A 20,917-nucleotide genomic window follows, 5' to 3' on the forward strand; every position below is an offset into this window, starting at 1 on the left:
AAGTCTTTTTAAGGCTTAGGAGGAGAGGTACGTTTGAATCCTTACAGGGTTCTGCAACTATATGATTCTAAAAGATATTTCTTGAAATGTATTTTTTTACTTGACAGGGGATATAGGATGTCCCTTAAGAGAGCTTTCCTTTTAATTGAACCAATATGGAATTGAAACGGGCCTGCCCTGTTGCCTTTTGCTGTAAGTCCTCGCTTTTAATTGAACCAATATGGAATTGAAACGAGCTTGAAAGGCTCAACAGCGACTTCCCGCCAGACACTTTTAATTGAACCAATATGGAATTGAAACGACGCTGCTCCACCTTGTTGCCGTAATCAATGATGTCTTTTAATTGAACCAATATGGAATTGAAACGATCTTGTAACGCTATGGATAAGACAGCTATCATTTCTTTTAATTGAACCAATATGGAATTGAAACAAAGTTGACCCATAGTTCAGTCGTGAACGCCCCACCACTTTTAATTGAACCAATATGGAATTGAAACAAGGCAAAAATAAAGTAATCCCAATATTGTAGTTCCCTTTTAATTGAACCAATATGGAATTGAAACAAAGTTGTAACTCCGCTATATATTGTATTCATTTTTACTTTTAATTGAACCAATATGGAATTGAAACCATGTCAAGCAAAATCGTATGTTATTTTAACTTACACTTTTAATTGAACCAATATGGAATTGAAACAGTTGATAGGTAACAAGTATATTAGCGTTTTTACCAACTTTTAATTGAACCAATATGGAATTGAAACTCACTATTTCCCATGCCGTCAAATTCTTAGTACCTACTTTTAATTGAACCAATATGGAATTGAAACGTGCAGGAAGAACATGTCTGCATGGATGTTATTAAGGAGGAAAATAAAAAACAGGGTTTTGCAGGATAAATATTTGGTGCCGGCAAATAAGTTTCTCTGAATTGTGATCAGATTAGTAACAGTAGCAGGAAACAAGAAGAGGCACACACCCCATCATCCCCTCTTGATAGAGGGGAAATTCTTTGACCCGCCCGGCCAACGGGTTGGGTTGCTGTGAGCAGAATAGCCGGGAAGCCTCTAAAGATGTTTTAACTCGTCTTCCTTTTCGGCCTCTCCCTTAAACTTCTTCTCCAGATATTCCTTTGCCACATCCTTTCCCCCAAGGCCGAAGGCAAGCGAGAGGGCAAATACAATTCCTCCGAAAATTACCGTGAAGGCAACGATTACTGTATCGTGGCCTATGCCGAGCTGTTCAAGGGACATTGTGAAGGCAAGCAAAAAGAGTATGGTTTTGACGGTTTTGCTTAATAATCCCGAGAATTTTATACCTGAATTTACAGAGGCTATCAGTGTTGCCCTTCCAGCAAAGTTGCTGAGTATGTAACCGACTATAATAAGCAGCGCAGAGACAAAAACATTGGGGAGATAGAGAAAGAATTTCTCGAGGAGGTCCTCAATTGCCGGGATTTTCAGGGTGTAAAGTGACATTATAAAGAAAATTATTACCACAAACCAATAGGATATCTGGCTCAGAAGTTTTGAGGGGGGTGTCTTTATTCCACCCTTTTCAAGTACCTGGGTTATTCCCATTCTTTTGCAGAACCGGTCTGTATTTAATATCCCGAGTACCTTCTGGATTATACTCTTGATAATCCATCCGGAGAGGAATCCTAAAATGAATATAACAAGAGAACTGAGAAGGTTTGGCAAGAATTCGATAAGCTTCTGGAAACAGTCCATCATAGGTGCTGTTACGATTTTATCGAATAAGTTTTCCATTAAAAACCCTCCTTGAATTAATCATTCGTTAATGGTCATTGCCTATTGACCGTTGACCGGCTCAAACTCACTCTTCTTCCTCCTCAAACCATCTCTCAACAAGATAGGGCTTTCCCTTTTCAAAGGCTATACAGAGTTCTTCAAGCCTCTGCTCTACCTCGGCAGCTGTGCTTTCCCACGTCTCTATCACAAAAGAGGCTACCTTGCCAAGATATAGAGGTGTAAGCGACTTTATTATATGTTCCCGGCTCATCAATTTTCTGTGACACGCCAAGGCAAAATTATATACGATCTCCACCCATACATTGTCGGGAATGGAGAATTTCTCTTTTGGCTTGTCTCCCACGGTTGCGAGAAACCACATTAATTCCCCGGGTAGAAATGATTCGTACATGACCGAGAGTTCTTTCACTCCAAGCCTGAATTTATCTATCATGGCATCAAGATTGACCTTGATGGGTTCAAGGCCAACCGAATATACAAAGCCGAATGTAGGAACAGGTTTCGACCCCTTTATATCCTTCCATATTGTGACATATTCTTCCATAAGATTAAAGACGGAGATTACCACCTGGTGGAGCATTGCACTGAGGTCGGATCCCGGTTCCTTGGGGTCGTGAATCTTTGCCCCCAGAAATGCCTGACATACCTTGAAGGAATTTGCCACAGCGGTTGTGGTCATCCAGATGTCAATGCCGAAACGGGCTACGTCTGTCTCCCATACGTTTTTTGTCAGATAAAAAGTTGCAAGCTTGCCGGAGAGCCCGAAGTCTCCCCCTATGGGCTGACGGATTCTGTGCCCGTACAGTGCCCTGGTCATCGGGTAGACAATGGTATTAGTGATGGTGCCGTCATATTTGTGTCTGTGATAATAGGGGGCAACGTAATCATACCCTGCATTGAGAACCGGTCTGATCAGGAGTTCGATCCATTCAGGGGTTATGCTTCTGAGGTCGGAATCCACCACCGCGCAGGCCTTTACATTAAGGGTTTTTGCTATCTCAAAGATGGTTCTGAAGGCACTCCCTTTTCCGGGAATCCCATGATAGGGGGTGATAATCTTGTGGAGGTTTCCCACCCTGTGATGAAGCAGTATGGAGTCAAAATCAACAGTGGTCTCCCTGACAACATCCATGGTTCCATCAGTTGATCCCCCGTCGGAATTTACAAGTACTGACTTGGCGTCAGGGAAGTATTTTGAAAGTCCAGCCTGAACAGCCCTCACAACATGTCCGATGGTCTTGGCATTGTTATAACTTGGAATGCCGACAACTATATCGGCCTCTCCAAGCTCATTAATCTTTTCCTGAACATCCTTTCTCAGGGCTATCGTGTTTTCAGGCATAGTTGTAGTATTCGGTCAGGATATTAGGTTTATGCAAAACACATGCAAGTCCGTTATTCACCAGGTTCGCTCCGTACTGAGACCTGTGCAGATTTGTGCTGATGATATCTTTACCTGTTGTTTGTTGCCTGCTTCAAATTGCGAGTAACAGCTATGCCTTGTGACTTGAAAAATGTTGACTAAGCAATCGAAATAATGGTTAAATTATTACTGTATCAACATTATATCATTCAGGTGTATGATGATACAACCTTTATGATTTTGGGAGGGCATGATGAAGAGAATCCCCATGACAGAGCAGGGTTTTCGTAAAATGAAAGAGGAACTGGAGCGTCTTCTCAGGGTTGAGAGGCCCAGAAATATAAAGGATATTGAAGAGGCAAGGTCGCATGGTGATTTAAGCGAGAATGCAGAATATCATGCTGCCAAAGAGAGACAATCCTTTATTGAAGGCCGCATACAGGAGCTGCAGTCCAAGACAGCGCTGGCCCAGGTTATTGACACTTCAAAAATCAAAAGTGACAGGGTTACTTTTGGTGCAAAGGTGAAGGTTTATGACCTTGCAACAGAAGAGGAGAGGCTGTTTCAGCTTGTCGGGCCTGATGAGGCGGATGTTACCAATGGCAGGATATCGATCACCTCTCCTGTTGGCAGGGGGCTGATGAGTAAAGAGGTTGGAGATACAGTAGTTGTCAACGCCCCGGCAAAAACCATAGAGTATGAGATTATAGAGATCAGTTTTGAGTAGGTTTTTCCAGGCAGAGGTTTCAGGAAATATTCACCTGTCTCAAACCCATAATATTCTTAAGCTTGCCCCGCTGCAACCCCATGTCAGGCCTGCTGCAGGACAGTTTTATCTGCTGAGGGCATCTGAAACCCTTGATCCCCTTCTGAGAAGACCCTTCAGTATCTTAAGATGGGATGATATGCATCTGGAGTTCCTTGTTAGGTTGAAGGGCAGGGGGACTCTCCTGTTGAGAAATATGAGGCCCGGAGACAGCATCGACATGCTGGGTCCCCTTGGTAACGGCTATCCTGAACCCCTAAAAGATGAGACCCCGATACTTGTTGCCGGAGGTGTCGGGATAGCGTCTGTCTTTCCCCTGATAGGGAGCGTACATGCGGGAACCCGTCTCTTCTATGGCGCTGTGAACTCCACGGAGCTATATCTCCTCGATGATATAAAGAAACTCACAGGGCACATCTATATAAGCACGGATGACGGCAGCATGGGGTTTAAGGGCAATGCGGTTGAGAGATTGATTGAATCCCTAAATGACCTTGCCATTGCAAACCCCGCTGTATATGCGTGCGGCCCTGAAGGGATGATAGCGGCTCTCCTGAAGTTCCTGAATGAGAGGGGCATTCCGGGTTATATCTCCTTTGAGGAAAAAATGGCCTGCGGTATTGGCGCCTGCCTCGGGTGTGTAATCAAGACAGGGCAGGGGTATAAGAGGGTTTGCAAGGAAGGGCCGGTTTTTGATGTAAGGGAGATAGTGTGCTGAACATGAACCTGTCAGTCAACATAGGAAAACTTGGACTGAAAAATCCTGTTATGACCGCCTCGGGGACATTTGGTTACGGGGAAGAGTATGCTGAGTTTGTTGATCTTGGCAGCCTTGGTGCAATTGTGGTAAAGGGGCTCTCGCTTTTACCCAGGGAGGGCAATCCTCCTCCGCGCATTGTGGAGACCCCCGCGGGGATGCTTAATGCCATAGGGCTTCAGAACATCGGTGTGGAGAGTTTTATAAAGGAAAAACTCCCGTTTCTGAGGCGGTTTAATGTGCCTGTAATAGCCAACTTTTTCGGTGACTCCGTAGATGAGTATGTGGGAGCGGCAGAGAGATTAAGCGATGTGCAGGGCATAGACGGCCTTGAGATGAATATATCATGCCCCAACAAACAGGCTGGCTGGCTTGTCTTTGGTACAGACCCTGAGGTCACCTCTGAGGTTGTCAGTGCAGTGAGAAAGGTAACGGACCTTCCTCTTATCGTTAAACTCTCACCGAATGTGACGGACATTGCACTCATGGCAAGGGTTGCAGAGGATGCAGGGGCTGATGCAGTATCTCTGATAAATACGGTTTCAGGCATGGCTATTGATATAAAGACGAGAAGACCGAAGCTGGCAAACATTACAGGGGGGCTGTCAGGTCCTGCCATCAAGCCCATAGGGATAAGGATGGTTTGGGATGTGTTCAGGGCGGTCAGTATCCCGATTATAGGTTCGGGCGGGATAATGGACGGAGGGGATGCAATCGAATATATGCTTGCCGGTGCTGCTGCCGTGGCAGTGGGAACTGCAAACTTTGTGAATCCAACTGCAACAATGGATATATTATCAGGGATAAAGGATTATATGACCACAAATGGAATCCAGGACATTTCCACTATTAAAGGAGGCTTGATATGGGAGCGAGAAGACCTTTGATTACACTAACCTCTGATTTTGGAACGAAAGACCCTTTTGTGGGACAAATGAAGGGTGTTATTCTTAATACCAATCCTGACGTTGAGATGGTGGATATCACTCACAATATCTCACCCCATAACATAAGGGAAGGGGCTGTCCTTACGGGCCTGAGTTATCAGTATTTCCCTGTCAGGACAATTCATCTCGTGGTGGTGGACCCGGGGGTGGGCTCAAGCAGGAGACCGATTGTTGTGACAACACAAAACCATTACTTTGTCGGGCCTGACAATGGTCTTTTCTCGATGGTATATAAAAAGGAGAAGGACGCCTTCAGTGTTACTCATATAACCTCCGAGCATTATTTCCTCAAGAAAGACTCTTCAACGTTTCACGGCAGGGATATTTTCTCCCCTGTGGCAGCGTGGCTCTCAAAGGGTATTCCTGTCAGTCACTTTGGTGAGGAGATAGACGATTTTATGAATATCCATATGCCCGAGCCAGGAATGCCTTCCAGGAATACAATCGAAGGCGAAGTGGTATATATTGACCATTTCGGCAATGCAATAACCAACATATCTTCAGACCTTCTCTCGGATTCCCTCAACGGAGGTGAAAGATTGAGGATTGTATTGAAGGGCAATGTGGTTCCATTCAAGAACTGCTATTCAGAAGTGGAAGATAAAGATCTTTACTGTCTTATTAACAGTAGTGGTCTTCTCGAGTTTTTCATTTGCAGGGGCAATGCAGCAGAAAGTTTCGGGATCAGGATAGGAGACATTGTAGGCATTATAAAGAGCTAAATTGAGGCATTCTTTACAGGTCCGAGAACCGTAAGTGCGAATTTCCTGTCACTGAAGAGTCTGTCAGAGAGCTCCCTTACCTCAGAGAAGCGGACCCCGTCAATGGCCTTCATAATCTCTGATGGAGATATATACTTTCCATAATAGATTTCCTGGCGGGCAAGGTTATTCATCCTTCCTGATGTGGATTCAAGGGCAAGAACAAGGTTTCCCTTGAGCTGTTTTTTGGCCCTTGTCAGTTCATCTTCAGATACTGTATCCTTGAAATTGACGAGTTCATCCCTTATTATGTCTATTACCTGCTGGTATTTTTTTCTGCCTGTTCCCACGTATACACCGAAAAGCCCCGAATCATGATAAGAGGAAGTAAAGGAATATACAGAGTAGGCAAGTCCCCTCTCTTCCCTGATCTCCTGAAAGAGCCTTGAACTGACCCCGGCCCCGATAACGGTATTCAGCAATAACATTGCATATCGTTCCGGACTTCCCTGGGCAATACCCTCCGCTCCGATACAGAGATGTACTTCAGCGCACTCTTTTGTTACCACTTTTGTTCCATGATGAAATTCCGGTTTTGAGTAAGTGTGGGGTTGGGAGGTGTTGCTGATTGTTCCGATGGAGCTGTTAAGTCCCTTTAAAACCTCTTCATGCTCAATATTGCCAGCACATGATATGACAATATTGTTGATGCTGTAATGCTTTTTTATATGTTCGGTCAGGTCTTTTTTCGTGAAGGACCTGACTGTTTTTTTAGTGCCGAGGATGCCCAGACCAATGCCTTCCCTGTTCCAGACATATTCACTGAACAGGTCGTGGATGTAATCATCAGGGGTATCTTCCACCATCTTTATCTCTTCAATCACAATACCTTTTTCCTTTTCTATCTCGTCTTCAGGCAGCCGGGAGTGTAGAAAAATATCCATGAGCAGGTCAGTGCCCTTTTCAAGATAATCATCGAGCAGCTTTATGTAGAATGTTGTTGTTTCCTTGGATGTGTAGGCATTGAGGTCTCCGCCAAGGGAGTCTATTTCAACGGCTATCTCTTTTTGTGAACGTTTTTTGGTCCCTTTAAAGAGCATGTGTTCAAGGAAGTGGGATATCCCGTTTTTCTGCTTTGTCTCATATCTTGAGCCCACCTTTACCCAGATGCCAAGGCATACAGAGCGGACACCCTTTATGCGTTCCAGCAGGACGGGTATTTTGTTATCGAGATATTCTTTTTTGAACATGGTCTTTGCTCCAAATGGTTTCTGTAAATTAATATTGTTTTTACCTTTCCCCGGTGTCTGCCTGTGTGTTGCCTGCAGACAGGGAATGGGACAGGGGAGCTAAAATTGAAGAAATAAAGTATAGGTTTAAGGGCAGATCTCAGAGGCCTGCCTTTATGCAGGCCTCTAAAACGCAGAGCATGCTCTGTCTATCCCTTTGTCTTTCCTTCGGCCTCTTCCCGAAGGGCTTCTTTTCTGCTTAATTTGAGTCTTCCCATATCATCAATCTCTATGACCTTGACCGGGAATTCATCACCGTAATTAATCACGTCTGTAACCTTTGCAACACGTTCATCTGATATCTGGGAAATATGTAAAAGCCCTTCCACTCCGGGCAGTACTTCAACAAAGGCACCGAAGTCTACAACTTTTTTGACCTTTCCCATGTATATCCTGCCAACCTCTACATCCTGTACAATCCCCTCTATAATCTCTTTTGCCTTCATGGCGGATGCCTCGTCAGCAGAGGCAATGTTAATAAGACCTGTATCGTCTATGTCTATCTTTACGCCTGTCTGCTCGGTTATTCCCCTTATCACCTTACCCCCTACGCCGATTACATCCCTTATCTTTTCCGGCTTGATCTGCAGGGTATATATCCTTGGTGCATTGGGAGCAAGATTCTTCCGGGGCTCAGGCAGTGTCTCATTCATCTTCTCCAGTATGTGGAATCTTCCCGCTCTTGCCTGCTCGAGGGCCGACTCCATTATCTCTCTGGTTATACCGCTTATCTTCACATCCATCTGAAAGGCGGTTACGCCTTTTTTTGTTCCGGTAACCTTGAAGTCCATATCTCCGAGGTGGTCTTCAAGACCAAGTATGTCCGAGAGTATTACGGTCTTGTCACTCTCATGTATGAGTCCCATGGCGATACCTGCCACAGGTGTTTCAATGGGGACACCGGCGTCCATGAGTGCAAGGGTTGCACCACAAACAGTTGCCATTGATGAGGAGCCATTTGATTCCAGAATGTCTGAGACTATCCGTATGGTATACGGGAACTTTTCCTTTGATGGTATCACAGGCTTCAGAGCCTTCTCGGCAAGTGCGCCGTGCCCGATCTCTCTCCTGCCGGTGAATCCCAGTCTCTTTACCTCACCAACACTGAAGGGCGGGAAGTTGTAGTGGAGCATAAAGGATTTAAATGTTTCACCTTCAAGGGCGTCTATCCTCTGCTCATCCGCTGATGTACCAAGGGTTACCGCCACAAGCGCCTGGGTCTCGCCCCTGACAAAGAGGGCTGAACCATGCACTTTTGGCAGGAAACCAACCCTGCCGTAGATGTGCCTTATATCCTCAGGCTTTCTCCCGTCGGTCCTCACACCTTCGTCTATGATCATCCTTCTTACGAGGTCCTTTTCAATGTCATGGAATAGCCCGGATATCTCTTTTGCCCTGTCATCTTCTTCAGAGGCAAACGTTTCAAGGGTCTCCTCAAGCAGAAGGTCCAACGCCTCCTGTCTCTTCATCTTTGAGGGTATTCTCACGGCCTCTTTCATCCTGTCAATTACATAGGACCTGACCTCTTCTTTAAGTGCCTCATCAATCACGGTCGGATTGATCTGCCTCTTGGGTTTGCCGCATACCTCTGCAAGCCTTCTCTGAATTACATTTATCTTTTTTATCTCTTCATGGGCAACATCTATTGCCTCCAGGACAATATCCTCTGATACCTCGATTGCGCTCCCTTCAACCATCATGACGGCATCATCCGTTCCGGCTACAACAAAATTCAGCTCCATATTGTCGAGTTCTTCCAAAGAGGGTAATACCACAAACTCTCCGTCGATCCTTCCAACCCTTACTGCTGATACAGGGCCGTCAAAAGGTATATCCGATAACATAAGGGCAGTGGAGATTCCGATTATGCCAAGGATATCCGATACGTTTTCGTCTCCAAACGATATGACCGATGCTATACCCTGCGTTTCTGAACGGAAACCGTCGGGGAAGAGTGGTCTGATGGGTCTGTCGATCAGGCGGGATGCAAGCACTTCTTTCTCGGAAGGTTTCCCTTCCCTTTTAAAAAACCCCCCGGGAATCTTACCCGCTGAGTATGCCTTTTCCTGATAATCAATTGTTAATGGAAAGAAATCAAGGTCTTTCCTTTCCCTCTTTGAAGCTACTGCTGTGGCAAGCACCACAGTGTCACCATAACTTATTAAAGCCGAGCCATCAGATTGTTTTGCAAGCTCTCCAGTCTCAATTATAAGCTGATGTTCTCTGATCTCATGTTTTTCTCTGTGTGGAGCGTCAATTTCCGACATGTAAGTTGTCACCTCTACTTTCTTAATCCTAAGCGCTCAATGAGCTTCTCATACCGCTGTTTGTCGCAGGTTTTCAGGTATTTAAGGAGTTTTCTCCTCTGGGACACCAGCTTCAGTAATCCCCGCCTTGAATGGTGGTCCTTTTTATGGACCTTGAAATGCTCTGTGAGATAAGTTATTCTCTCTGTAAGCAAGGCTACCTGAACCTCCGGTGAACCAGTATCCTTTGCGTGTACCTTGAATGCTTCGATAATGCCGTCTTTTTTCTCTTTTGTGAGAGGCACCATATCACCCCTTTCTTTAAATTATTAGAGAGCCGTGCATAAATTATGAGCAGAATAATTATATGACAGTCTCTTTATTGATTTTCGTTAACTTGCGTTAAATTAATCTGCCTTAAAGATTACCATAGTAACGCCTGAGATGTAAAGGAGACCAGTGGCATCCTAAACCCTGTTCCTCACAAGCTCCTCCACAACAGATGGATCAGCAAGTGTTGAAATATCTCCAAGGTCCTCGGTCTCTCCGCCTGCAATCTTTCTGAGTATCCTCCTCATTATCTTGCCGCTGCGGGTTTTTGGCAAGCCCGGGGTAAACTGTATCCTGTCAGGTTTTGCAATCGGGCCGATCAGTTTTCTTACATGGTTCTTGAGTGACTCTTTTAGGGCCTCATCAGACGGGACTCCCTCCTGCAGTACAACAAAGGCGTATATCCCCTCACCTTTTATCTCATGGGGGTACCCAACCACTGCAGCCTCTGCCACTTTCTCATGGCTTACAAGGGCTGACTCAAGCTCTGCTGTGCCTATTCTGTGGCCTGAGACGTTCAGTACATCGTCTATCCTGCCCATCAGCCAGAAATCGCCGTCTTCGTCAATCCTTGCACCGTCACCTGTAAAATATCTGCCCGGGAATCTGCTGAAGTAAACCTCCTTGAATCTCTTTCCTTCAGTATCTCCGAACATACCCCTGAGTATACCGGGCCAGGGTTTTTCAATGACAAGATACCCCCCTTCGTTTGCCTCGGCAGGTGTACCGTCTTCTTTAACTATGCTCGGCACCACTCCGGGGAAGGGCCTGTTTGCAGAGCCGGGTTTCAGGGTCATGGCTCCGGGCAGGGGTGTTATAAGAATTCCGCCCGTTTCTGTCTGCCACCATGTGTCCACAATGGGAAGCTTCTCCTTACCCACATGGGTGTGATACCACATCCATGCCTCGGGGTTTATCGGTTCTCCAACTGTACCAAGGAGCCTGAGACTCGAGAGATCATGCTGGTGTACCCACTGCTCTCCCTCCCTCATCAACGCCCTTATTACAGTGGGTGCAGTATAGAGTATATTTACCTGGTGTTTATCCACTATATCCCAGAATCTGCCCGGGTCAGGGTAGTTTGGAACCCCTTCGAACATAAGAGATGTAGCCCCGGCAGAGAGGGGGCCATAGACAATGTAGCTGTGGCCTGTTATCCATCCGATGTCTGCCGTGCAGAAATGAATGTCTTCATCATGGTAGTCGAATATCCATTTAAAAGTGAGGTTTGTATATAAAAGGTAGCCGCCTGTTGTATGCAGGACACCCTTTGGTTTTCCTGTTGACCCGGAGGTGTAGAGTATAAAGAGTGGATCCTCAGCATCCATCTGCTCAGGTTCACAGTAGTTGGATATATCCTTTGCCGCCATTTCTTCATGCCACCAGTAGTCCCTTCCGGCCTCCATGTTCACATCCCCGGAGGACCTTCTGACGACTATTGCCTTCTCGACAGTTGGACACTCAAGTAATGCCTCATCAGCGTTTGCCTTCAGGGGCACCTTTTTCCCGGCCCTTATCCCCTCGTCTGCGGTGATGACGAGTTTTGCCTCACAGTCGTTTATCCTGTCCCTGAGGGATTGGGACGAGAAACCGCCAAACACGATACTATGAATGGCCCCGATCCTTGCACAGGCAAGCATGGCTATTGCCAGCTCGGGTACCATGGACAGGTAGATCGTTACCCTGTCGCCCCTGCCGATTCCGTGCTTTTTCAGGACATTGGCGAACCTGTTGACTTCATGGTAAAGCTGCTGGTATGTGTAGGTCCTGTAATGGCCTTCATCCGACTCCCATATAATGGCTGCCTTATTCCTCAGCGGGGTGCTGATGTACCTGTCAAGACAGTTGTATGAGGCGTTCAGTTTTCCGCCGGCAAACCATTTTACAAAGGGTTTCTCAAAGTCATACTCAAGCACCCTGTCCCATTTCCTGAACCAGGAGAGATTCTTCTCTGCCATCTCTGCCCAGAATCCCTCGGGGTCTTCCACAGAGCGGCGATAGATCGCCTCATATTCAGCCATACTCTTGATATGGGCCTTACGTGAAAACTCCTCAGATGGTGGAAAGCTTCTCTGTTCCTGAAGTAAGACAGAAATCCCCTTTTCTGACATTGTGACCTCCTTGTTTAGAAAATCCGAGATATACTTTTAAATACTTTAGCAGAAATTAACGTTTAGTTCCTCTATTTTATAGGATGGATTTGTTTTTTTTCTCGTTTTTTTTTGATTTTTTATGATAGAATTTTTCTGTGGTAGCTGTTACAGCAACCATTTATCGCTGGATTCGGGTTATGGAAAGGCGTAACAGGCTGTGATATAATCGGATTCTGTTTTGTGAGAGTCTTCTCCGGAGGGGGCACAGGGAAGGAGATCACACTCGTGGTCATCTGTGAATGCGGTCAAAAAGATAAGGAACTGTAAGAGATCCTGGGGGGTAGAATGAATAATGGATTGAATCACAAGAAAAAAGTCTTCAAAATCCTTATTGTTGATGGTGATGAAAAAGAGATAAGGCTCTTAAGGTCGTTTTGTGAAGGCCACGGGTATGAAACGATAGTAGCCAGGAACGGCCATGAGGCGGTGGAGCAGACGCTTCAGCACTTACCGGACCTTATACTTATGGATGAGATGAAGCCTGAAATGAAAGGGGTTGAGATTGCGGAGAAACTCAAGTCCCATGAGCTTACCGCGCATATCCCCATTGTTATACTCACAGCCCCTGACCCATCACCGGAATTCAGTGCAGGTATTGCCGGAGGGATTGACGATTTTCTTGTAAAGCCCGTCGATGCAGTTGAGTTCACCCTGAGGGTGAGGAACCTCTTAAAACTCAAGGAGTGCCGTGATTTCTTAAGACAGCATAAGCAGATACTTGAGGAGCAGGTGGCAGCGAAGATAAAGGCTTTTGAGGGGGCATTTGAAAGACTTGAAAAGGTATACAGGAGGATCAGGACAGGGTATGCTGAGACAGTTTACCGGCTCACCCTTGCCTCTGAGTACAAGGATGAGGATTCCGGAGCGCATATAAAGAGGATCAGTTTGTATACAAAGGTGCTCGCATCTGCTCTGGGTATGAGCAAGGAGTATATAGAGACTATTTATTATGCCTCGCCAATGCATGATATCGGAAAGGTAGGTATTCCAGAGAGAGTTCTTCTTAAAAAGGGTGGTCTCACTTCTGAAGAATGGGAGATTGTGAAGACGCACACCACTATTGGTGCCAAAATTCTCAGGAATTCAAACTCACCCTACCTGAAGATGGCTGAGGAGATTGCACTTACCCATCACGAAAAGTGGGACGGTGCCGGTTATCCAAAAGGGCTAAAGGGTGAAAATATTCCGGTATCAGGGAGGATAATGAATATAGTTGACCAGTATGATGCATTGAGGAGCAGAAGGCCCTATAAACCGGTAATGGACCATGAGAGCGTTGTAAATATCCTTACTGACGGGGATGTCAAAAGCATGCCGAAACATTTTGATCCACAGGTTTTTGAGGCCTTCATGAGGTCCTCCGAAATGTTCAGGGAGATTTATGAGGCACGGAGGAATGATATTGGCTAAAGCAGGAAGTCTGAACCGGTCATCTGTATATGATATAAATCATGGGCCTTTTGCCTTTATCCTGGTATAATTAAGGTATGAGTAACTTTAAAGAAGGATGTCCCGGCAGCACAGAGATAAAGAGCCCCTTTCCAGAGGAGATAATCTGCGTTTTTTGCGGCAGTAAGGTTGAGATATGGTCAGATGAGACCGAGGCTGTGTGTGGTAAGTGTGGAAAGGTTGTTGCAAGGGAGATGAGGCCGACCTGTATTGACTGGTGTCCTGCTGCAAAGGAGTGTGTAGGGGCGGAAAAGTATGAACGGCTTATGAAAAAGAAGAAAGGCGAGTAAGGTTTCTCTTTTACAGGCAGATATCCCCTGTCTCAGGACCTCTCTTTTAACTCTCTTATTGCCTGTTTTACCTGCGGGGTATCAGAGGCATCAGGAGAGAGTTCAAGATATGCCTCAAACTCGGTAATTGCCTCCCTTGTTCTGCCCAGGTCATAAGCCAGCACAATGCCGAGATTTCTATGCGCGTAAGGGTTTTTTGGGTCATAACCCAAAGCCTTTCTGTATTCCTCTGTGGCCCTTTCAGGGTCTCCTGAATTCCTGTAGCATGTGCCCAGATCTACTCTTACGTCTACATTGTCCGGGTTTGTCTCAAGTATTTTTTTATAAACCTCTATTGCCTCCCTGAACCTGCCGCTATCCATAAGGAGGTTGCCAAGCTCGATCCAGGCATTAAGGTCGGAAGGCTTTTCACTCACGATCTCCCGTAGCTTCTTTATGTCTGAGTCAACACTGACGGGTGAATGACTGAGTCCTTCCAGTGGAGGAGTTTCGGTGGGTGTGTCAGACTTTTCTTTACAGGAAGATAAAAACAGGATGATGACAAGGATGATTAGGATAGGGAAACCCCTGTAGCGCAAACATCCTTGCGCAGAAAACGGGACAGTAAGATTTCTAAGATCATTTTTACGCATTGGCGAAATATTATAACACAGAAAATTGTATTGCGGCTATTCAGGCGGATTTCTCAATCATCCAGCCAGGAGTTTCCTTTGTTTTATTTTGTTTTGGGGTATAATTGTTATATAGAGCAGTTTCTTTGGGGGTGAGTCTTGATTCAGGGGGGGGAGAGATGAATCGGTGTTTTGCACACTGCTTATCCAGGGAAGATGCCATTTATCTTCTTGAGCTGATCCACAAAAGTCTTTCCTGTAATACAAAAGAGGAACTGGCGGAACTAATGAAGAAGCTGAAACGTCTGGTTCCGTATGACTTTGCCATTTGCCTGCTTGGTAAAAAGGAGGTTGGCGGTATGGTAAAGATCTATAATCCTGTAAACATAAACTATCCTGTTGAATGGATTGAGCTTTACTTTGAGAGAAATTTCCAGGAGATTGACCCTGTTGCCAAAGAAAACTTTACTCATTTCAGGTTGCAGAGATGGTCTGATACGTATAAAGTACATGGCCCCCCTCCGGAATTCCTCTCACTTGCTGAAGATTTTGGACTTAATGAAGGCTACACACACGGAGCGAGGAATTTCAATGCAACCGAGGGGAGTCTGTTTTCGCTGTCCGGCAAATCCATAGAACATAATAATCGCACTGATACTATATTGAAACTCATTGTGCCACACTTTCATCAGGTCCTCGTACGTATTGTAGACCAGGATAAGAGAAAGAACAGGATTACGCTTTCTCCAAGAGAAAGAGAAGTGCTCAGCTGGATAAAAGAGGGGAAAAGCACGTGGGAAATATCAATAATTCTTGGTGTGAGTGAACGAACGGTAAAGTTTCATATCTGTAATGTTATGCGAAAACTCGATGCTGTGACCAGGACGCACGCTGTTGCCATTGCAATTGAGCAACGGTTGATTGATATTGAGTAAACCATCTCATCATTTCCGGCCGTTTTACTGAACTTAATATTTCAAATTCTCGCCAGTCCATTATTACTGCCATGGCAGTAACCCCGTCAGGCATTGTTGTTGGGCTGCCTATCAATCTGTATGGAAACCCCTTTGTACAAAATAGCCTGAAGACCTTTTCTTCTGTAACTGCGTAAAGATATCGTATGCCATTTTTAATACACCAGTGATAGATGCCCTTAAAGAGAAACATGGAAATGCCGTAGGTGCCGTAATTGCCTGTAACCTTGGCATTTCTGGCTTCAGGTGCTACGCAGAGTCTCGAGATTTCCGCCCTGTTGCTTTCCTTCCTGATTTTATGTTCCGGCCCAACGAGCGATAGAAATTCCTTCTCCAGCATGAAAGGCTTTTCAGACATTATTAGTCTCAGATATGCCAATAGTCTGTTCTCTCTGTCAAGTACACCAAAGAAAACTGCATGGTTATCATATTCATCGATTTCCAGGAGTACTTCACTTTCACTTACCCACCTTAACTCCTGACAAAATATCCTGTATCGTAAGTGATGTGCCTGGATTTTCTCTCTCTCATATTCCAGGTTTTTGACAATAATATCCCCCTCGCAGATTAAGATAAAAGAGTCAACAGGGTCCCTGGTGTTGTTCCAGCTGTTGCTTTTAACCGGTACTATTTCTCCGCCCCCTCACCTTTATTGAGTATGAATGGGGGAATAAAAGTCACCTGTCCTTTTGGGCAGGTGACTTTTATGGTAAAACGTGGTATATCTTAGGGTAGCGCTGTAAAGGGGGGGCAAAAAGCATGGGGGAGGAATTTTCCATATCAAAATCTGTAGTTGTTAATGCAAGCACAGATTCGGTTTGGCGGGTTGTGGCAGATCCATTAAATGCGGCTATTTACCTTGACCCGGTAATCAGTGTTGAAAAAGTAAAAGATAATCTATATATGGTGAGAGAAGTTGCTGCCCCTGAAAAAGAGGGGAACTGGACAATGAATGAATATATGATGGAGGTAGTTGAGTATGAAGAGAAGAAGAGTCTCATGTTCCGCATTTACGTTGATTCTGTCAGACAGAAGGAGTTTGGTTTCAGGTTGGAGCCAGAGGGGAAAGAAAAGACAAATCTTACCTGTAGGATTAAGACGAACTTTGTGATGGTAAAGAACGGAGAAATCGGCAGGGAGATTGATTCAATAATAGATAAAATTGCAAAGATGGCGATGAAAAAGCCTCCCTCTCGCAGGGTTTCAAGATATGAAGGGACCTTCTAACCTGCAGTACGTTCCTGCAATTGGACTTCTATCTGGATTTTACCGTAAATAGTACAAACACAGGACTGATTTTGAGGACGAGTCTTTTGTATATACACTGTTTTTTTTCAAGGGGGATTTGCACACTTCTTGCTATCTTGCACATCACTCCTTCCCTTGTTCCATTTCTCTGATAAGGCGTGGATATCAAGGTTTCCCCCTATCAGTGAGGGGATTAAGGGAGGAGTTCCTCTTATAAAAAAATTGTGAACCAGAAGATGGAGGTTTTGAGGAAGTAAGGGCTGGAGTGTATGGCGGGGTGGACGGGACTCGAACCCGCGACCTCCGGCGTGACAGGCCGGCGTTCTAACCAACTGAACTACCACCCCTGAATCCTTAAGAAAACATTTAAGTAATATTTAAAAACGTACCAGTCAGGGTTGTCTATTGTATATGTAAAGATTTGTTTCTTGAAGCAGGTTTTGGTGGCGGGGGGAGGATTTGAACCTCCGACCTTCGGGTTATGAGCCCGACGAGCTACCAGACTGCTCTACCCCGCTGAATATTATCATATCTTAACGGGGCTTTTATTGTCAAACGATCTATCCCTTTACCACCCCCAGTGGTCTCAACTTTGCCACCTTCCTGGAAATGCCAGCCCTGTGTACCACATCCACTACATTTGATACATCTTTATATGCCTCTGACATCTCCTCGGCAAGGGTTCGTTTCCCTGCACTCATGACCACTATGCCTGCATCCTCCATCTCCCGCCATATGGCACGGCCCTTTGCCTGCTTTATCGCCTGATGTCTGGACATCACCCTGCCTGCCCCATGACAGGTGGATCCAAAAGTCTCTTCCATGGCCTTTTCAGTGCCTGTGAGGACAAAAGAGGCCCTGCCCATATCACCGGGAATCAATACAGGCTGGCCCAGCTCCCTGTAGACCTCCGGAAGCTCGGGATGCCCTGGGGGAAAGGCCCGTGTGGCCCCCTTTCTGTGGACGATGAGTCTCTTTTTAACGCCGTTGACGGTATGCTCCTCTATCTTTGCTATGTTATGGGCAACATCATAGACGAGTTTCAGCCCCAGCTCTTCCGGGGATGCCGACATTACCTTCATCAGTGCCTCTCTCGTCCAGTGCATTATGCACTGTCTGTTGGCCCATGCATAATTTGCTGCGGCCTTCATTGCTGCAAGATAATCCCGTGCCTCCGGACTTTTTACAGGCGCACAGGCAAGCTCCTTGTCCGGCAATGTTATGCCATACTTCCCGACAGCCCTCTCCATTACCTCGAGATAATCCGTGCAGACCTGATGTCCAAACCCCCTTGAACCGGTGTGGATCATTATTGTTATCTGCTCTGGAAATAGTCCGAGAATATTGGCAGCCTTTTCATCGTATATCTCTGCCACGTACTGTATTTCAAGGAAGTGATTTCCGGACCCCAGGGTCCCCTGCTGTGCCCTGCCGCGTTCGAATGCCCTGTCACTTATCAGAGACGGGTCTGCGCCCTCCATGGCCCCTCCGGATTCAGTCCTTTCAAGGTCTTCTTCCCTGCCATAGCCCCGTTCAACAGCCCAGCGGGCCCCCTTCAGGAGGAGCGATTTTTGATCCTCCTTTGTCAGCCTGAGTTTGCCCTTTGAGCCGACTCCTGAAGGGACTTCATTGTAGAGCTTCACGACAAGGTCCTTCATTCCGGGGAGGACCTCCTCGCGTGTCAGGTTGCTCCTCAGCAGACGGACCCCGCAGTTTATGTCATAACCTACCCCTCCAGGTGATATAATCCCGTTCTCAAGGTCAAAGGCCGCAACCCCGCCGATTGCAAAGCCGTATCCTGTGTGTATGTCCGGCATTGCAAGGGATTTCTTTACTATGCCCGGAAGCGTGGCCACATTGGCGACCTGTTTTATTGCCCCTTCTTCAAGGAATGCCTCAAGCTCCTTATCAACATAGATTATGCCACCCACGCGCATCCCGTCAGTATATCCTTTGGGGACCTCAAGACGGGTTTCGTCTATTCTTTTCAGTCCTTCTGCCATATAATCACTCCTGTTTATGTAAGGATGTTACTGCAGTCATTGGTCTTTCCGGCAATAAAGGGATTCAATCAAGTGAAGGGAGCGGTATGATAGAGTCTGAACGGTTTTTTTCGCTGAAAGCGAAAACCTCGGAGACAGGCAGTATGCCTGTCGAGAATGAGTGAAGACTCTATCATACCGCTCCCGGCAACTATTGTAATAATTCTATATGTCAAGAACCACCTCGGCAGTCCAGATACCATCTTTTTCTTCAATCCTGAGGTTGTGGTATGTGGCAGCTTTTACAAGAAGCCCCCTTTCGTGTCTCTCAGGGTCAAATTCCTCACCTTTTATTCCTGCCTCAACCCTGTTTTCGTTGATGTTTTTAATCCCGACTTCCTTGCCAATAAAACCGTAGGTATCAAACCGGAAGATTAATTCATTGAGCCATCCGACAAGGAGACCATCAAGTGATTCCCTGCTGACCTTTATATCAACCGACTCTGCGGGCTCAACGCCTGAGAGGTCAGTGATAAGACTGTAAAGACCGAGCGCGCTGTTGATAAAGAGTTCTTCGAGACTCCGGCCATAGACCCTGAGGCCCACATCTCCGGATATATCAAGAATTTCAAACCCTCTGTTCATGGAACCCTGTTTAACTTTTTTAGAATCTACCCACATATTAACACTGACCTTTAAAGATGTCAATCGGGAATCTCTTCCTGCTGCAAACAGAATCCTTCACATGCTATTATATTTCATGCCCTGTTTTGTTGTACACGAACATCACTCAAGGCGCCTTCATTATGACTTCAGACTTGAGATGGCCGGAGTGCTGAAGTCCTGGGCAGTCCCAAAGGGGCCTTCAATGTGTCCAAAGGACAAGAGACTCGCAATAATGGTTGATGACCATCCGCTTGAGTACGGAACATTTGAGGGTATAATCCCTGAAGGTCATTATGGCGCAGGGCCTGTACTCATATGGGATTCGGGTGAGTATGAGCTTGTTGGTGGGAGTCTGGAGGAGGGGCGGCTGGAGTTTATCCTTAAGGGGAGAAAACTGAGAGGAAACTTTGTCCTGACAAGACTGAAGGGGCGGGAGAATCAGTGGCTCCTGATAAAGAAAAAGGACGAATATGCCCTCTCCGTATATGTTGTGAAGCCTGAACTTACAAAGGAGCGGCTGGAGAGATTGAAAGAGAAGATACCACCGTGTGAGACGGAGTGATGGAGGATTGGAGTGATTCCCGAACTTCTCAGTTCTTTTTATGCGCAGATATTGCTTCGGCGATCCCGGCAAACTCTTCCATGCTCAGGGTTTCAGGTCTCCTTCGAGGGTCTATCCCTGCAGCAGACAGGATATCCTTTATATCTTCAGCCAGGGGTTTTAAAGAGTTCGAGAGGGTCTTTCTCCTCTGCGAGAATGCTGTCTTGATTACCCTGAAGAATAGCCTTTCATCGGGGACAGAGATGCGCGGTTCAGCTAATATCCTGAGATGAACCACGGCAGAGTCTACCTTCGGTGGAGGTTTAAATGCCTCTTTCGGTATGAAAAAGGCTATGTTGGTATCAGCATAATACTGGACCATGAGTGAGAGCACCCCGTAATCCTTTCCGCCCGGCGGGGCTACTATCCTTTCCGCCACCTCTTTTTGAACTGTAAGGGTTGCAGATATAAGCCTGTCCCTGTGGGCAAGGAGCCTGAAGATTATCGGTGTTGTTATGTAGTAGGGGATATTGGCCACCACCTTAAAAGGGGGGAGCGTGTGATAGGGGTATTTCAGGGCATCAACACAGAAGAGATTTATGTTCCTTATTGCCGAGACCTTTTTTTTAAGATGTTCGCAGAGATATGGGTCAAGCTCTATGGCCACAACCTCTCTTGCTTCTTCAGATAACATGAGGGTGAGGATACCCTTGCCGGGGCCTATCTCTACCACTGTGTCCTCAGGTGCGAGGTCTGCAGCCTCAATCAGTCTCTTTAGTATGGCTGTGTCAAAGAGATAATGTTGTCCGAGTTTGCGTTTCAGGATAACTC

The 20,917-nt window shown here is 46.0% G+C and carries 20 protein-coding genes, 2 tRNA genes and 1 CRISPR repeat array; of the genes, 9 read left to right on the top strand and 13 right to left on the bottom strand.

The features are described from left to right. Nucleotides 1–138 precede the first annotated feature (138 nt). Nucleotides 139–831: a CRISPR direct-repeat array (repeat unit 30 nt; unit sequence CTTTTAATTGAACCAATATGGAATTGAAAC). Nucleotides 832–1,068: 237 nt separating this feature from the next. Continuing rightward, nucleotides 1,069–1,770, bottom strand: a complete 702-nt coding sequence (locus VST71_08960; protein MEC4685844.1) for a hypothetical protein — start codon at nt 1,768–1,770, stop codon at nt 1,069–1,071. Nucleotides 1,771–1,837: 67 nt separating this feature from the next. Then, nucleotides 1,838–3,115: a glycosyltransferase gene (locus VST71_08965; protein ID MEC4685845.1), complete on the bottom strand. Its 1,278-nt coding sequence runs from the start codon at nt 3,113–3,115 to the stop codon at nt 1,838–1,840. Nucleotides 3,116–3,386: 271 nt separating this feature from the next. Here VST71_08965 and greA point away from each other — a divergent pair, with 271 nt between their 5' ends. The 4 genes from greA to VST71_08985 are packed head-to-tail and all read left to right on the top strand — an operon-like array spanning nt 3,387 to nt 6,328. After that, the gene (gene greA, locus VST71_08970; protein MEC4685846.1) at nt 3,387–3,863 is read left to right on the top strand and encodes a transcription elongation factor GreA; all 477 of its coding nucleotides are present in this window, start codon (nt 3,387–3,389) and stop codon (nt 3,861–3,863) included. Beyond that, nucleotides 3,856–4,620, top strand: coding sequence for a dihydroorotate dehydrogenase electron transfer subunit (locus VST71_08975; GenBank protein MEC4685847.1), 765 nt, complete (start codon nt 3,856–3,858; stop codon nt 4,618–4,620). The genes greA and VST71_08975 overlap by 8 nt, the downstream gene beginning before the upstream one ends. 2 nt (nt 4,621–4,622) lie before the next feature. Then, on the top strand, nt 4,623–5,546 hold the full coding sequence (locus VST71_08980; GenBank protein ID MEC4685848.1) for a dihydroorotate dehydrogenase: 924 nt from the start codon (nt 4,623–4,625) through the stop codon (nt 5,544–5,546). Beyond that, nucleotides 5,525–6,328 carry an SAM-dependent chlorinase/fluorinase gene (locus VST71_08985; GenBank protein ID MEC4685849.1) on the top strand — a complete coding sequence of 268 codons (804 nt, stop codon included), beginning with the start codon at nt 5,525–5,527 and terminating at the stop codon, nt 6,326–6,328. The genes VST71_08980 and VST71_08985 overlap by 22 nt, the downstream gene beginning before the upstream one ends. Here VST71_08985 and VST71_08990 read toward each other — a convergent pair. From VST71_08990 to acs, 4 genes are all read right to left on the bottom strand, one after another. Next, nucleotides 6,325–7,557 carry a pitrilysin family protein gene (locus VST71_08990; protein ID MEC4685850.1) on the bottom strand — a complete coding sequence of 411 codons (1,233 nt, stop codon included), beginning with the start codon at nt 7,555–7,557 and terminating at the stop codon, nt 6,325–6,327. The two genes, VST71_08985 and VST71_08990, sit on opposite strands and share 4 nt — an antisense overlap. A gap of 188 nt (nt 7,558–7,745) precedes the next feature. Then, nucleotides 7,746–9,863: a polyribonucleotide nucleotidyltransferase gene (pnp, locus tag VST71_08995; GenBank protein MEC4685851.1), complete on the bottom strand. Its 2,118-nt coding sequence runs from the start codon at nt 9,861–9,863 to the stop codon at nt 7,746–7,748. Between the two features lie 14 nt (nt 9,864–9,877). Continuing rightward, nucleotides 9,878–10,150, bottom strand: a complete 273-nt coding sequence (gene rpsO / locus VST71_09000) for a 30S ribosomal protein S15 (protein ID MEC4685852.1) — start codon at nt 10,148–10,150, stop codon at nt 9,878–9,880. A 159-nt stretch (nt 10,151–10,309) separates the two neighbouring features. Then, complete coding sequence (gene acs, locus VST71_09005; protein MEC4685853.1) at nt 10,310–12,283, bottom strand: acetate--CoA ligase; 1,974 nt, start codon at nt 12,281–12,283, stop codon at nt 10,310–10,312. 327 nt (nt 12,284–12,610) lie between these two features. Here acs and VST71_09010 point away from each other — a divergent pair, with 327 nt between their 5' ends. Both VST71_09010 and VST71_09015 read left to right on the top strand, forming a co-directional pair. Then, complete coding sequence (locus VST71_09010; protein MEC4685854.1) at nt 12,611–13,735, top strand: HD domain-containing phosphohydrolase; 1,125 nt, start codon at nt 12,611–12,613, stop codon at nt 13,733–13,735. 77 nt (nt 13,736–13,812) lie between these two features. After that, nucleotides 13,813–14,064 (top strand): phosphohydrolase, encoded by a 252-nt coding sequence (locus VST71_09015; protein ID MEC4685855.1) that lies wholly within the window; start codon nt 13,813–13,815, stop codon nt 14,062–14,064. A 32-nt stretch (nt 14,065–14,096) separates the two neighbouring features. Here the strand turns inward: VST71_09015 and VST71_09020 are convergent, their stop codons facing one another. Next, nucleotides 14,097–14,480, bottom strand: coding sequence for a tetratricopeptide repeat protein (locus VST71_09020; protein MEC4685856.1), 384 nt, complete (start codon nt 14,478–14,480; stop codon nt 14,097–14,099). Between the two features lie 374 nt (nt 14,481–14,854). Between VST71_09020 and VST71_09025 the strand changes: the two genes are divergently transcribed. Then, nucleotides 14,855–15,610 (top strand): LuxR family transcriptional regulator, encoded by a 756-nt coding sequence (locus tag VST71_09025; GenBank protein MEC4685857.1) that lies wholly within the window; start codon nt 14,855–14,857, stop codon nt 15,608–15,610. Here VST71_09025 and VST71_09030 read toward each other — a convergent pair. Then, nucleotides 15,531–16,280 carry an acyl-homoserine-lactone synthase gene (locus VST71_09030; protein ID MEC4685858.1) on the bottom strand — a complete coding sequence of 250 codons (750 nt, stop codon included), beginning with the start codon at nt 16,278–16,280 and terminating at the stop codon, nt 15,531–15,533. The genes VST71_09025 and VST71_09030 overlap by 80 nt on opposite strands. 128 nt (nt 16,281–16,408) lie before the next feature. On the opposite strand from VST71_09030, the gene VST71_09035 reads away from it, so the two are divergent. Then, complete coding sequence (locus tag VST71_09035; protein ID MEC4685859.1) at nt 16,409–16,876, top strand: SRPBCC family protein; 468 nt, start codon at nt 16,409–16,411, stop codon at nt 16,874–16,876. A 291-nt stretch (nt 16,877–17,167) separates the two neighbouring features. Here VST71_09035 and VST71_09040 read toward each other — a convergent pair. From VST71_09040 to VST71_09055, 4 genes are all read right to left on the bottom strand, one after another. Further along, a tRNA-Asp gene (locus tag VST71_09040) sits at nt 17,168–17,244 on the bottom strand. A 94-nt stretch (nt 17,245–17,338) separates the two neighbouring features. Beyond that, a tRNA-Met gene (locus VST71_09045) sits at nt 17,339–17,415 on the bottom strand. Nucleotides 17,416–17,457: 42 nt separating this feature from the next. Beyond that, a complete protein-coding gene (locus VST71_09050) occupies nt 17,458–18,900 on the bottom strand; it encodes an RtcB family protein (protein MEC4685860.1) in 1,443 nt (480 codons plus the stop codon). Between the two features lie 204 nt (nt 18,901–19,104). Further along, the gene (locus VST71_09055) at nt 19,105–19,524 is read right to left on the bottom strand and encodes an archease (GenBank protein MEC4685861.1); all 420 of its coding nucleotides are present in this window, start codon (nt 19,522–19,524) and stop codon (nt 19,105–19,107) included. A gap of 115 nt (nt 19,525–19,639) precedes the next feature. Here VST71_09055 and VST71_09060 point away from each other — a divergent pair, with 115 nt between their 5' ends. Continuing rightward, entirely contained in the window at nt 19,640–20,107 is a 468-nt protein-coding gene (locus VST71_09060) for a DNA polymerase ligase N-terminal domain-containing protein (protein ID MEC4685862.1), read from the top strand. 28 nt (nt 20,108–20,135) lie between these two features. Here VST71_09060 and rsmA read toward each other — a convergent pair whose 3' ends face one another. Continuing rightward, nucleotides 20,136–20,912, bottom strand: coding sequence for a 16S rRNA (adenine(1518)-N(6)/adenine(1519)-N(6))-dimethyltransferase RsmA (gene rsmA, locus VST71_09065; GenBank protein MEC4685863.1), 777 nt, complete (start codon nt 20,910–20,912; stop codon nt 20,136–20,138). Between the last annotated feature and the right edge of the window lie 5 nt (nt 20,913–20,917).

It is taken from the genome of Nitrospirota bacterium (assembly GCA_035873375.1).
Taxonomy (GTDB): Bacteria; Nitrospirota; Thermodesulfovibrionia; order Thermodesulfovibrionales; family JdFR-85; genus BMS3Bbin07.